Source organism: Klebsiella sp. YJ (assembly GCF_002108615.1).
In the GTDB taxonomy this organism is placed as follows: Bacteria; Pseudomonadota; Gammaproteobacteria; order Enterobacterales; family Enterobacteriaceae; genus Klebsiella; species Klebsiella planticola.
This window is the reverse complement of the sequence record NZ_MTEG01000014.1, coordinates 146,535-160,526: the sequence shown is the minus strand read 5'-3', so window position 1 is coordinate 160,526 and position 13,992 is coordinate 146,535. Positions and strand designations below refer to the sequence as shown.

The 13,992-nt window shown below is 55.6% G+C and carries 10 protein-coding genes; 7 read left to right on the top strand and 3 right to left on the bottom strand.

Going from position 1 to position 13,992, the window contains the following annotated elements; all coding sequences use genetic code 11:
• Positions 1–57 precede the first annotated feature (57 nt).
• From BV390_RS16325 to xylR, 3 genes are all read left to right on the top strand, one after another.
• Positions 58–1,599, top strand: a complete 1,542-nt coding sequence (locus tag BV390_RS16325; RefSeq protein ID WP_085397112.1) for a xylose ABC transporter ATP-binding protein — start codon at positions 58–60, stop codon at positions 1,597–1,599.
• Positions 1,577–2,758, top strand: a complete 1,182-nt coding sequence (gene xylH, locus BV390_RS16320; RefSeq protein ID WP_032696988.1) for a xylose ABC transporter permease XylH — start codon at positions 1,577–1,579, stop codon at positions 2,756–2,758. Before BV390_RS16325 ends, xylH begins: the two co-directional genes overlap by 23 nt.
• A 125-nt stretch (positions 2,759–2,883) precedes the next feature.
• Positions 2,884–4,062, top strand: a complete 1,179-nt coding sequence (gene xylR / locus BV390_RS16315; RefSeq protein ID WP_004868824.1) for a D-xylose utilization transcriptional activator XylR — start codon at positions 2,884–2,886, stop codon at positions 4,060–4,062.
• A 55-nt stretch (positions 4,063–4,117) separates the two neighbouring features.
• On the opposite strand, the gene BV390_RS16310 is transcribed toward xylR, so the two are convergent.
• Positions 4,118–4,936 carry a protein bax gene (locus tag BV390_RS16310; protein ID WP_072000061.1) on the bottom strand — a complete coding sequence of 273 codons (819 nt, stop codon included), beginning with the start codon at positions 4,934–4,936 and terminating at the stop codon, positions 4,118–4,120.
• 315 nt (positions 4,937–5,251) lie between these two features.
• Here BV390_RS16310 and BV390_RS16300 point away from each other — a divergent pair, with 315 nt between their 5' ends.
• The gene (locus BV390_RS16300; protein ID WP_032690301.1) at positions 5,252–7,285 is read left to right on the top strand and encodes an alpha-amylase; all 2,034 of its coding nucleotides are present in this window, start codon (positions 5,252–5,254) and stop codon (positions 7,283–7,285) included.
• Between the two features lie 174 nt (positions 7,286–7,459).
• A complete protein-coding gene (gene avtA, locus BV390_RS16295; protein WP_032698568.1) occupies positions 7,460–8,716 on the top strand; it encodes a valine--pyruvate transaminase in 1,257 nt (418 codons plus the stop codon).
• 105 nt (positions 8,717–8,821) lie between these two features.
• Here the strand turns inward: avtA and BV390_RS16290 are convergent, their stop codons facing one another.
• Entirely contained in the window at positions 8,822–9,310 is a 489-nt protein-coding gene (locus BV390_RS16290; protein WP_032690299.1) for a 4Fe-4S binding protein, read from the bottom strand.
• Between the two features lie 199 nt (positions 9,311–9,509).
• Positions 9,510–10,325: an AraC family transcriptional regulator gene (locus tag BV390_RS16285; RefSeq protein WP_032696991.1), complete on the bottom strand. Its 816-nt coding sequence runs from the start codon at positions 10,323–10,325 to the stop codon at positions 9,510–9,512.
• A 252-nt stretch (positions 10,326–10,577) separates the two neighbouring features.
• On the opposite strand from BV390_RS16285, the gene BV390_RS16280 reads away from it, so the two are divergent.
• Both BV390_RS16280 and BV390_RS16275 read left to right on the top strand, forming a co-directional pair.
• Complete coding sequence (locus tag BV390_RS16280; protein WP_085397111.1) at positions 10,578–11,978, top strand: MFS transporter; 1,401 nt, start codon at positions 10,578–10,580, stop codon at positions 11,976–11,978.
• A 10-nt stretch (positions 11,979–11,988) separates the two neighbouring features.
• Positions 11,989–13,950 (top strand): glycoside hydrolase family 127 protein, encoded by a 1,962-nt coding sequence (locus tag BV390_RS16275; RefSeq protein WP_085397110.1) that lies wholly within the window; start codon positions 11,989–11,991, stop codon positions 13,948–13,950.
• The last annotated feature ends 42 nt before the right edge of the window (positions 13,951–13,992 follow it).

Sequence of the window (13,992 nt, the reverse complement as noted above, 5' to 3'; positions counted from 1 at the left end):
CGCCCCTCGCCGGGGCGTCATTCTCGTCCAGCCGGATATCGCTTATGCGGAGCATCTATGTCCTGGTTACTAGAAATGAAAAATATCACCAAAACCTTCGGAACCGTGAAGGCGGTAGATAATATCAGCCTGCGACTTAACGCCGGGGAAGTGGTCTCACTTTGCGGCGAAAATGGTTCTGGTAAATCCACGCTCATGAAAGTCCTGTGCGGAATTTATCCGCACGGTAGCTATGACGGTGAGATTATTTTCGCCGGTGAAACGCTTAAGCCCAATCATATTCGCGACACCGAACGCAAGGGTATCGCTATTATTCACCAGGAGCTCGCACTGGTTAAACACCTGAGCGTTCTGGAGAATATTTTTCTTGGTGCGGAAATCTCCCGCTATGGTCTCCTTGATTATGAAACCATGACTCTGCGCTGCCAGAAGCTGCTGGCGCAGGTGAATTTGACCATTTCACCCGATACCCGCGTCGGCGATCTCGGCCTTGGGCAGCAACAGCTGGTTGAAATTGCCAAAGCGCTCAATAAGCAGGTGCGTTTATTAATACTTGATGAACCCACCGCCTCATTAACCGAGCAAGAAACGGCCATTCTGCTGGATATCATTCGCGATCTGCAGGCCCACGGTATCGCCTGTATTTATATTTCCCACAAATTGAATGAGGTGAAAGCCATCTCTGACACCATTTGCGTCATTCGCGACGGCCAGCATATCGGCACCCGCGACGCCAGCGGCATGAATGAAGATGATGTGATAACCATGATGGTTGGCCGCGAACTCACCGCCCTTTACCCGAACGAGCCGCACGACTGCGGCGATGAAATTCTACGCGTCGAGCATTTAACCGCCTGGCATCCGGTCAACCGGCACATTAAGCGGGTCAACGATATCTCTTTTTCATTGCATCGCGGTGAAATCCTCGGCATTGCCGGGCTGGTCGGCGCCGGGCGTACCGAGGCCGTCCAGTGCCTGTTTGGTGTCTGGCCGGGGCGCTGGGAAGGGAAAGTGTTCATTGACGGTCAACCGGTGGCTATCCACCACTGCCAGCAGGCTATCGCCCACGGTATTGCCATGGTCCCTGAGGACCGCAAAAAAGACGGGATCGTGCCGGTAATGGCGGTGGGTAAGAACATCACTCTGGCGGCGTTAAGTCAGTTTACCGGCCGGCTAAGCAGCCTGGATGACGCCGGGGAGCAGCACTGCATCCAGCAATCCATCCAGCGGCTGAAAATCAAAACGTCATCGCCAGAGCTGGCCATTGGCAGCCTGAGCGGCGGCAATCAGCAGAAAGCGATTCTGGCCCGCTGTCTGTTGCTGAATCCGCGCATCCTGATTCTCGATGAACCCACTCGCGGCATCGATATCGGCGCGAAATACGAAATCTACAAATTGATTAATCAGCTGGTGCAGCAGGGGATCGCCGTCATCGTCATCTCATCAGAACTGCCGGAAGTTCTCGGGTTAAGCGATCGGGTGCTGGTGATGCATGAAGGCAAGCTGAAAGCCAATTTAGTCAATCATCATCTGACCCAGGAACAGGTGATGGAAGCCGCGTTGAGGAGCGAACACCATGTCGAAAAACACGTCGTCTGAGATAAAAATCATCCCGCCCGCCCCTGCCGGTGTGTCTGGATTCAAAGGGCTGAACCTACAGGTTTTCGTGATGATCGCCGCGATTGTGGTGATTATGCTGTTCTTCACCTGGGCTACCGAAGGAGCCTATTTAAGCGCGCGAAACATTTCTAACCTGCTGCGGCAGACGGCGATTACCGGCATCCTGGCGGTCGGGATGGTTTTCGTCATTATTTCCGCCGAGATCGATCTCTCCGTGGGCTCGATGATGGGGCTGCTCGGCGGCGCGGCGGCGATTTTTGACGTCTGGCTCGGCTGGCCGCTACCGTTGACCATTGCGGTCACGCTGGTGATGGGGCTGGTACTCGGCGCCTGGAACGGCTGGTGGGTCGCCTACCGCAAAGTCCCGTCGTTTATCGTCACCCTCGCCGGGATGCTGGCGTTCCGCGGCATTCTGATCGGTATTACCAACGGCACCACCGTCTCTCCCACCAGCCCGGCCATGTCGCAAATTGGACAAAGCTATCTGCCTGACGGCCTCGGTTTCGGCATCGGCGTCATCGGCATGGTGGCCTTTATTGTCTGGCAATGGCGCGGTCGCCTGCGTCGTCAATCCCTGGGATTAACCACACCCGCGCCAACCTCGACGGTGGCACGCCAGAGCATTACTGCGGTTATCGTGCTCGGCGCCATCTGGCTATTAAACGATTATCGCGGCGTCCCCACGCCGGTTCTCATCCTGGCAGCTCTGCTGCTGGCGGGAATGTTTATGGCCACCCGAACAGCCTTTGGCCGGCGAATTTATGCCATTGGCGGTAATCTGGAAGCGGCACGCCTGTCCGGGATTAGCGTTGAACGCACCAAGCTGGCCGTTTTCGCCATCAATGGTCTGATGGTGGCCATCGCCGGTCTGATCCTCAGCTCGCGTCTGGGCGCCGGTTCGCCTTCAGCCGGTAACATTGCCGAGCTGGATGCTATCGCCGCCTGCGTCATCGGCGGCACCAGCCTCGCCGGCGGGGTAGGTAGCGTCGCCGGAGCCGTCATGGGGGCATTTATCATGTCGGCGCTGGATAATGGTATGAGCATGATGGACGTCGCCACCTTCTGGCAGTACATCGTCAAAGGCGCCATTTTACTGCTGGCAGTATGGATGGATTCGGCGACGAAGCGCAGAACATAAGCCAGCTAAAGGGAAGAATGCCCGAATTCTATGCGCTACCACCAGATTTACGCATAAGACGCTTGTCATTATTCGGGCATTGGCCGGTATTGTATGGCCAGAAAGAGAGACCAGGAAAAGAGACTATGTTTGCAAAGCGCCACCGTATTACGCTGCTATTCAATGCCAACAAAGCCTACGACCGGCAGGTGGTCGAGGGGGTAGGAGAATATTTACAGGCATCGCAACAGGAATGGGATATCTTCATTGAAGAGGATTTTCGGGCGCGTATTGAGAATATCAGGGAGTGGCTGGGCGACGGCGTGATTGCTGATTATGACGACCCGGAAATCGAAAGACTGCTGGCCGACGTCGAGGTCCCGATTGTCGGCGTCGGCGGCTCCTACCATCGCCCCGAATGCTATCCCCCGGTGCACTATATTGCGACGGATAACGCCGCGCTGGTCGAAAGCGCCTTCCTGCATCTGAAAGAAAAAGGCGTCCAGCGCTTCGCCTTTTACGGGCTACCCACCTCCAGCGGAAAACGTTGGGCTGTCGAGCGCGAACACGCGTTTTGCCAGCTGGTCGCGAAGGAGAAATATCGCGGCGTGGTTTATCAGGGACTCGAGACCGCACCGGAAAACTGGCAACACGCGCAGAACCGCCTCGCGGACTGGCTGCAAACGCTCCCTCCGCAAACCGGAATTATCGCCGTGACCGATGCCCGCGCCCGTCACGTGCTTCAGGCCTGCGAGCTGCTGCATATCCCGGTGCCGGAAAAGCTGTGCGTCATCGGTATTGATAATGAAGAGCTGACCCGCTACCTGTCACGCGTCGCGCTCTCCTCCGTCGCGCAGGGGACCCGGCAGATGGGTTACCAGGCGGCCAAGCTGCTGCATCGACTGCTGGATAAAGAGCCTCTGCCGCTGCAGCGCCGGCTGGTGCCGCCGATGCGCGTCGTTGAACGGCGCTCCACGGACTATCGCTCGCTCACCGACCCGTCGGTGATTCAGGCGATGCACTATATCCGCAATAACGCCTGCAAGGGCATCAAGGTCGAACAGGTACTGGATGCCGTCGGCATCTCCCGCTCTAACCTCGAGAAGCGCTTCAAGGAGGAGGTCGGCGACACCATTCACTCCATCATTCACCGCGAGAAACTCGAAAAGGCCCGCAGCCTGCTGGTCTCCACCACGCTGTCGATTAATGAAATTTCGCAAATGTGCGGCTATCCATCGTTGCAATATTTCTATTCGGTATTTAAGAAAGAGTACGACGTGACGCCGAAGGAGTACCGGGATCGGCACAGTGAAGTGATGATGTAGAGCCAGTGAGATCGAAAAGAAAAATGCCCGGGGCTTACGCGCCGGGCATTCGCTATTACATATGGGCAGCAATCAGCCGCTGGTTGTCCTGATACATCGCGAAGAGATAGTTGTTGTAGCTCGACCCTTTCGTCGAATAGCCCTTCAGCTTATGAATCATGGTGCTGGCCGTCACTTCCTGATCCGTTTTACGCAGCTGCGCGCGGGATTTACGGAAGGACTTGTATGCCGGATGGGTGTTCAGGTTCGTCACGTAAGCCTGTACAGACTCCTCCACGGAATCAAACTGGGAGTAGCCTTTCATCGCACCGCGGCAGTTTCCGCCGCCGCATTTCATACCAAACAGATTGTTGTTCATGCGCGCCAGTTTGGACGTACCCCAGCCGCTTTCCGCCGCCGCCATGGTCGCCACCATGCTGTTCGGAATGATGTCGACGCGCTCCATCAGCGTGTTCCATGGAATATGGCGGGTGTTGCCAGACCATTTCACTTTATAGCGTGCAGTAATATCCTTCAGGCGCGAGCGCTCTGTCGGTGACCAGCGCGAATCGTATTGCTTGGCAACAAGCCAGTTACGATCGGCGGTAATCACCTGATTTTGTTTAGTAATATAAGGCATTACTGTCCGGAGAAACGCTTTTTTCCTTGGGGTTCCGGAAGGGTATTTTCGCAAATCAGGAAGTGAACTACTCTTTACACTATTGCGAGAATACTCTTGTTTACTGCTTACCTTAACTTGACTACTTTTCTTTACTTGTGAGGCTTTATGACTCGTTGTTGCTGTGTGGGTTGTTGCCAACACACTACCTGAAAATATGCAGGTAAGTAACATGAGTATCGCAGCCCCATATCGTCGCATGGGAATCGATATCATTAGGTCTCCTGGTCGGATTTAATCATTCCAACACCTTGTTTTACGCAAAAAAACGTTAATTGAGTCGCGAATAGTATCAAAAATACCCAGTGAGAGCACTAACAGAAATAGTCCAATTCCTAAAAGCTGTCATCTGAAATCGGTTTCCGCGCCGTCATCAGGGGGCGAAAATGCTAGCGCCGTCTCATTTTTTGCCTGTTTTTTGACCTCTGTCACTCACCCCTTTTTGTCATCCCTGCAAAAGCGCAGGTGGGATGAGTTCATTATCCGGTTTGCCGGGCAAACTGAACAAAAAACCGCTCACAGGACTCCAGAATGAAACTCGCTGCGCTCGCGTCGCTCTTGTTGCCAGGAATGGCCTTCGCCGCCTGGACCACCGCCGATTTCCCGGCCTTTACCGAAGAGGGCACCGGCAGGTTTATCAGTCAAAACGAGGTGGCGAAGGGTACACGTCCGCTACAAATTAATTTTGACCAACAGTGCTGGCAGCCCGTCGGAGCCATCAAACTCAACCAGATGCTGTCCATGGAACCCTGCCGCGGCACCCCGGCACAATGGCGGGTCTTCCGCGAAGGTCGCTACACGCTTGAAGTGGATACCCGCTCCGGTACGCCGACGCTGATGCTTTCTCTGGAGGAAAAAGAGGCGGCGACAGCTTCTGCGCCGCAGCTGCGTCAGTGTCCAAAATGGGATGGTAAGCCGCTAACGCTGGATGTCAGCAAGACCTTTGCCGAGGGTAGCAAAGTCCGTGATTTCTACAGCGGCAATGTCGCCACGGTCAGCGCCGGGAAAATTACGCTGCAGCCGGCCCCCAACAGCAACGGTTTACTGCTCCTTGAGCGGGCAGACACCACCGCCGACGCCCCCTTCAACTGGCATAACGCCACGGTCTATTTCGTGCTGACCGACCGTTTCGTCAACGGCAACCCGGCCAACGACAACAGTTATGGGCGGCACAAAGACGGAATGCAGGAAATCGGCACCTTCCACGGCGGCGACCTGCAAGGGCTGACCAGCAAACTCGACTACCTGAAAGAGTTAGGCGTTAACGCGCTGTGGATAAGCTCGCCGCTGGAACAAATTCACGGCTGGGTCGGCGGCGGAACCAAGGGCGATTTCCCGCATTACGCCTATCACGGCTACTACGCCCAGGACTGGACAAAGCTGGATGCCAATATGGGTACCGAGGAGGATTTGCGTCGCCTTGTCGATGAGGCGCACAAGCGCGGTATCCGCATCCTGTTCGATGTGGTGATGAACCACACTGGCTATGCCACCCTCGCCGATATGCAGGAGTTCAAATTCGGCTCGCTGTATCTGCAGGGCGACGAGTTGAAAAAAACGCTCGGGGAACACTGGACCAACTGGAAACCCGGCCCGGGCCAGACCTGGCACAGCTTCAACGACTACATCAACTTCAGCGATAAAGCCGGCTGGGAAAAATGGTGGGGGAAAAAGTGGATTCGTACCGATATCGGCGACTACGACAACCCAGGCTTTGACGATCTGACCATGTCCCTGGCCTTCCTGCCGGATCTGAAAACCGAATCGACCACCCCTTCCGGGCTGCCGAATTTCTATCAACAAAAGCCTGATACGGCGGCAAAAGTGATTCCAGGCTATACGCCGCGCGATTATCTGACCCACTGGTTGAGTCAGTGGGTACGTGATTACGGCATTGACGGTTTCCGCGTCGATACCGCCAAACACGTCGAGCAGGCCGCCTGGCAACAGTTGAAAACCCAGGCCACTGCGGCGCTGGCGGAATGGAAAAAGGCCAATCCGGATAAAGCGCTGGATAACGCGCCGTTCTGGATGACCGGTGAAGCCTGGGGCCATGGGGTGATGCAGAGCGATTACTACCGCCACGGTTTTGATGCGATGATTAACTTCGACTACCAGGATCAGGCGGCGAAAGCATCAGGCTGTCTCTCCAGTATTGACCTGACCTGGCAGCAGATGGCGGATAAACTGCAGACGTTTAACGTTCTGAGCTATCTCTCATCCCACGACACGCGTCTGTTCCGCGAAGGCGGCAGCACTGCGGCAGAACTGCTGCTGCTCGCGCCAGGCGCGGTACAGCTCTTCTATGGCGATGAGTCCGCGCGGCCGTTCGGGCCTACCGGCTCAGATCCGCTGCAGGGGACACGTTCGGATATGAACTGGCAGGACGTCGAGGGTAAAGCCGCGCTCAGCGTCACCCACTGGCAGAAGCTCGGCCAGTTCCGCGCCCGCCACCCGGCAATCGGGATGGGCAAACAAACCACGCTCTCTATGCCGCAAGGTTACGGTTTCGTCCGTGAAAACGCCGATGACAAAGTCATGGTGGTATGGGCAGGCCAACGATAACCCCTTTTCTGATGGCTCCCCGGTCTCCCCGGGGAGCCTTTACAGAATAAAAAACTAATATCTATCGATAATCCAGCATAAAAATGAAATCCTCGACATTCCTGCCGATTTGCACCGCATCGAGGCTGGCGTTATGGTTATCCACTTTCCAGGAAGACCGATAGATTATCCGCAATGACATTTTCACTTTTCGGCGACAAATTCACCCGTCATTCAGGCATCACCCGCTTGATGGAAGACCTCAATGACGGCCTGCGCACTCCGGGCGCTATTATGCTGGGCGGCGGTAATCCCGCGCAGATCCCGGAAATGAACGAATACTTCCAGACCCTGCTGGCTGACATGCTCGCCAACGGCAAAGCCCTTGATGCGCTTTGTAATTACGACGGTCCGCAGGGAAAAAGCGAGCTTCTGACCGTGCTGGCGCAGATGCTGCGCGAAGAACTGGGCTGGGAGATTGAACCACAGAATATTGCACTAACAAATGGCAGTCAGAGTGCATTTTTCTACTTGTTTAACCTCTTTGCCGGACGCCGTGCGGATGGCACCACCCGCAAAGTCCTGTTCCCGCTGACGCCGGAATATATCGGCTACGCCGACTCGGGTCTCGAAGAGGATCTGTTTGTCGCCACCCGCCCGAATATTGAGTTGCTGCCAGAAGGCCAGTTTAAATACCACGTCGATTTTGAACACCTGCAGGTCACGGAAGAGACGGGGATGATTTGCGTCTCTCGCCCGACCAACCCGACCGGTAACGTGATTACCGACGAAGAGCTGATCAAGCTGGATGCGCTGGCCCACCAACACGGCGTTCCGCTGGTGATTGATAACGCGTATGGCGTGCCTTTCCCGGGAATTATTTTCAGCGACGCCAGGCCGCTCTGGAACCCGAATATTGTACTGTGTATGAGCCTGTCCAAGCTGGGCCTGCCGGGCAGCCGCTGCGGGATCATCGTGGCCAATGAGAAAATCATTACCGCCATCAGCAACATGAACGGGATTATCAGCCTTGCGCCCGGCGGAATGGGGCCGGCGATGATGTGCGAAATGATCAAACGCCATGACCTGCTGCGCCTGTCAGAAACGGTCATCAAGCCGTTCTACTACCAGCGCGTACAGGAAACTATCGCCATTATTCGCCGCTATCTGCCGGAAGATCGCTGCCTGATTCATAAACCTGAAGGGGCGATTTTCCTCTGGCTGTGGTTTAAAGATCTGCCGATCTCCACCGAACTGCTGTACCAGCGGCTGAAAAAACGCGGCGTATTGATGGTGCCGGGCGACTACTTCTTCCCGGGGCTGGATAAACCCTGGCCGCACACCCACCAGTGCATGCGCATGAACTACGTACCGGACCCGGAGAAAATTGAAGCGGGCGTGAAGATTCTCGCCGAAGAGGTTGAGCGGGCCTGGGGCGAAGCGCACGCGTAACGCCTGCTCACAAAGCGTAACCCCGACCTCTTATGGCCTGCCGGACGGCGGGCCATATCGCCCGGCTAAGGCGTATTGGTGCCGCTATCCGGGCCTCTCGCACGCCTACATCGCCAACGCCATTCGCCGACGCCGCTGCGCGCTCAGTCGCTCCAGCTCCGCACCTTCCAGACAGCGCAACGCCTGAGTCGGGCACGCGGCAATACAGGCAGGTCCCTCCGCGCGATGGCGGCATAAATCGCATTTCAGCGCCTGCACGCCCTCCCCGGTCAACATGACGGTTATTGCGCCATAAGGGCAGGCGACCATGCAGCTTTTACAGCCGATACAGCGACGCTGGTCAACGTACCAGGCGGCATTTTCACGTTGAATGGCGTCAACCGGGCAGACATTTGCACAAGGTGCATCTTCACACTGGCGACACAGCGTGGCCGTCGACAGCTCGTCACTTTTCACCACCCGGATACGGGGCGCAAACTGCGGCGCAGAAACCGTGGTACAGCTTTGATCGTGCTGATGCGAGACCACGCAGGCCACTTCACAGGTCCGGCAGCCAATACATTTTTGTGCATCCGCGATGATAAAACGGTTCATCCGCTGCTCCATTGAGGATAAAAAAGCAGCGTGCCAGAAAACGCGGTCCCCGCGCCTTGATCCTGAATGGAATCAGCCCTTTTTTTACCTCTCGCCGGGGAATTTTAGTCATTTGCCTGAGTCTTCCTGCCGTAAGCAATGACGACGGGAAAAGATAGCGCGTATGGCAAAGACGCTTCCCGTCTGGGGGATGCCTCGCCTACGCCGAGTTAATATGCTCCTTACAGTAACGACGCTTCCACGCCGCCGGCGTCAGGCTGGTATGTTTACGGAAAATTTTGCGGAAATAGCCGACATCATTGAAGCCGCATTTCATTGCCACTTCGGTCAGCGACAAGGAGTCGCTGATGAGCAACTTTTCCGCGGCCCTCACCCGTTGGCGGTGCAGCGCTTCAGTGAGCGTCAGCCGAAAAACATGACGATAAACGCGTCCCAGATAATCGGCGTTACAGTGCAGCTCTTTCGCTAAGGTTGAAGCGGAAACCGGTAAATGAAACCGGGTATGAATGATTTGCTGCGCTTTCCACGCCAGCGCATTCCCGGGACTATCCGTTGTCTGCTCGCTTGCGGCTGCCGAGATTTGTTGCAGAATGAGCAGCAGAATCAATTCCAGTGCCGTGCTACGGTGGATATTTTCCTGCTCACGCAAGAATTGCCTGAACAGAGAAATAATATACTGCGGCTCACTCACCCGGGAGTGCTGTGGGATAGACAGCGGCGCTTTGGGAGTCAAATCGCCCTCATCCGGCATCACTTCAAAATGCAACCAGTAGAATTTTAAATCCGCCGGGAACGGGTCAATACCGACATGTGAACGCTGCGGCCAAAGCAGTAAACTTTCTCCGGCATTCACCCTGAATATTTGATTTTCTTCGCGAATCGTTAATATCCCTTTTTCGACAAAAATGAGCTCCCAGGAAAGAAGCCGTCGCGCCGGATGGCTACCAATACCCCGGGAAATAAATAACCCGCCATTTTGTACTTTAATCGGAAGAGACATGGATAATTCAAGCATAGATATTCAATTTCTCGCTTTTTTGCGCCACTTATAACTCTGTTTATATCTGATTATTAACGATAAAAGCGCATCATATCGGATCGAAATCACACTTTTACGATGAAGTCGGAATCGTCATCTTTTTATACTTTTCCCTTCCCTTGTTGGTACCTGTATTTCGTGCAGAATAAATACCGTACTTTGCAAATTACACAATAAAACCCGCGATTAAGTGGGTTATTTTCCGCATATCATCTCCGGGAGTTATTTATGACTTCGGCTCCGATTACGACCAACGATTTGGCACTACGTGCACAAAACGAAAAATTATCCCTCCGTGAAAAAATAGGTTACGGACTGGGCGATGCCGGCGGGACGGTCATTACCTGCCTGATAATGAACTTTCTCACGTTTTTCTATACCGATGTTTTTGGGTTGACGCCCGCATTGGTCGGAACGCTGTTCCTCGCGCTGCGCGTTTTTGACGCCATTTCCGACCCGATCATGGGCGTTCTGGCCGACCGCACCCAAAGTCGCTGGGGACGTTTTCGTCCCTGGCAGCTGTGGATTGCCGTGCCGATCGGCATCATCGGCGTACTGACGTTTACCGTACCTGATGCCAGCATGGGGGTAAAAATCGCCTGGGCATTCGGCACCTATCTGCTGCTGTCGATGAGCTACACCGCGATTAACGTGCCGTACTGCGCGCTGATCAACACCATGACCACTCGCCATAGCGAGGTTATCTCGTGCCAGGCCTGGCGCTTTGTCCTGTGCGGCGTAGCGGGTTTTTTGGTCTCCGTCGGGCTGCCGTGGCTGGTAAAAGCGCTGGGCCAGGGAAATACCGCTCAGGGCTATCAGTATGGCGTTGGCGTACTCTGTGCCATTGCGGTGGTGATGTTCCTGTGCTGTTTCTTCTGGGTTCGCGAACGTGTCTCACTGGATGTGATGGGCAAATTTACCCTGCGCGAACATATTGCCGGGCTGCGCAGAAACGACCAGCTGCTGTTGATGCTGGTGATGTCATTCCTGCTGATCAATGTTTTTAATATCCGTGGCGGCGGCTACATGTACTTCATCACCTACGTCCTTGGCGGTTCAACTGGCTATACCTCCCTGTTTTTCACTATGGTGACCTTTGCCTCTATTTTCGGCGCCGTCATCATCAACCTGTTATCCCGCCGTTTTGATACCGTCACCCTCTACTACTACACCAACCTGGTGTTAGCGGCGCTTGCCGTCGTGATGTGGTTTTTACCCACCGGCCCGGCCTACCAGACCCTGTGGCTGGGGGTGATCCTCGGCAACGGTATTATTCTCGGCTTCACTTTGCCGCTGCACTTCTCGCTGATGGCCTTCTCCGATGACTACGGCGAATGGAATACCGGCGTGCGCTCTTCCGGCATGAACTTCGCCTTTAACCTGTTCTTCATCAAGCTGGCATGGGCCTCCAGCGCCGGCATCATCAGCCTCGTGTTTATTTACGTGGCCTATCAGCCGGGCGCCGATAATCAGACGGCATCATCGCTGGCCGGTATCACCGCAATGGAAACCCTGCTGCCCGCACTTTTCCATCTGCTGCTCGCCTTCGCGATCCGCGCCTGCAAACTCAATAATCCGATGATGGCGCGCATTGCCAGCGACCTGCGCACGCGCCACGTTCAGCCCTAAGGAGTCCGTCATGTCTGTTATGGAAGTCGATCTGCACAAACTGAAAATCACCGATCCATTCCTCGGTCAGTACCAGCAGCTGGTGCGCGATGTGGTGATCCCCTACCAGTGGGATGCGCTTAACGACCGCATCGACGAGGCCGATCCGAGCCATGCGATAGAAAACTTCCGTATCGCCGCCGGGCGTCAGCAAGGCGAATTTTACGGTATGGTTTTTCAGGACAGTGACGTGGCGAAATGGCTGGAAGCCGTCGCCTGGTCGCTGTGCCAGAAGCCAGATAGCGAACTGGAAAAGACCGCTGATGAAGTGATTGAACTGGTGGCTGACGCCCAGTGCGAAGATGGCTACCTGAATACCTACTTCACGGTCAAAGCTCCAGCGCAACGCTGGACGAATCTCGCCGAGTGCCACGAGCTTTACTGTGCCGGGCACATGATTGAAGCTGGCGTCGCCTTCTTCCAGGCCACCGGCAAACGCCGCCTGCTGGAGGTGGTCTGTCGCCTGGCGGACCATATCGACAGCGTGTTTGGCCCCGGAGAACATCAGCTACACGGCTATCCCGGGCACCCGGAAATTGAGCTGGCATTGATGCGCCTGTATGACGTCACCCAGCAACCTCGCTACCTGGCGTTGACGAACTATTTCGTTGAGGAGCGCGGAACACAGCCGCATTTTTACGATATCGAATATGAAAAGCGCGGCAAAACCTCCTACTGGAATACCTACGGCCCGGCATGGATGGTGATGGATAAGCCCTATAGCCAGGCGCACCAACCGATCGCTGAACAGCCTGTCGCCATCGGTCATGCGGTGCGCTTTGTCTACCTGATGACCGGCGTTGCCCATCTCGCCCGTTTAAGCCAGGACGAGGGCAAGCGCCGGGACTGCCTGCGGCTGTGGCAGAACATGGCCCGGCGCCAGCTGTATATCACCGGCGGCATCGGTTCGCAGAGCAGCGGAGAGGCCTTCAGCAGCGACTACGACCTGCCAAACGATACGGTGTATGCCGAAAGCTGCGCCTCCATTGGCCTGATGATGTTTGCCCGCCGGATGCTGGAGATGGAAGCCGACAGTCAGTATGCCGACGTAATGGAGCGCGCGCTGTATAACACCGTGCTGGGCGGAATGGCGCTGGACGGTAAGCACTTTTTCTACGTCAATCCGCTGGAGGTCCACCCAAAATCATTGAAATTTAACCATATTTACGACCACGTGAAGCCCGTTCGTCAGCGCTGGTTCGGCTGCGCCTGCTGCCCGCCGAATATCGCCCGCGTACTCACGTCACTGGGACACTACATCTACACGCCGCATGCAGAGGCGCTCTATATCAATCTGTATATCGGCAACCATGCAGAGATCCCGGTGGGCGATAAGACATTGCGGCTGTGCATCAGCGGCAACTATCCGTGGCAGGAGCAGGTAAAAATCACCATTGACTCCTCCATACCGGTCAAGCATACCCTCGCGCTGCGCCTGCCAGACTGGTGCGATAACCCGCAGGTGACGCTGAACGGCGTGGCGGTTTCACGGGATGTCCGCAAAGGCTATCTGCACATCCACCATCGCTGGCAGGAAGGCGACACTCTGCTGCTAACGCTACCGATGCCGGTGCGCCGCGTCTACGGTAATCCGCTGGTGCGCCATCAGGCCGGCCAGGTCGCCGTACAGCGAGGCCCATTGGTCTATTGTCTGGAACAGGCGGACAACGGCGAACAGTTGCATAACCTGCAGCTGCCGCGTAACGCCCGGTTCAGCGCTTTTGCAGGAAAAGGCATGTTTGCGCATAAGGTGCTTCTTCAGGCGCCGGGTTATAAGCAAACGGCGGAGAATGCGCAAAGCCAGGCGCTGTGGAGTTATGACCACACGCCGGCCACGCGCCAGCCGCAGACCTTAACCTTTGTTCCGTGGTTTAGCTGGGCGAATCGCGGCGAAGGAGAAATGCGCATCTGGGTGAAAGAAACGGACGAATAAACGCGGGAGGTAGTGCCGCGCCCCGAGGGAGTTCAACCTAAA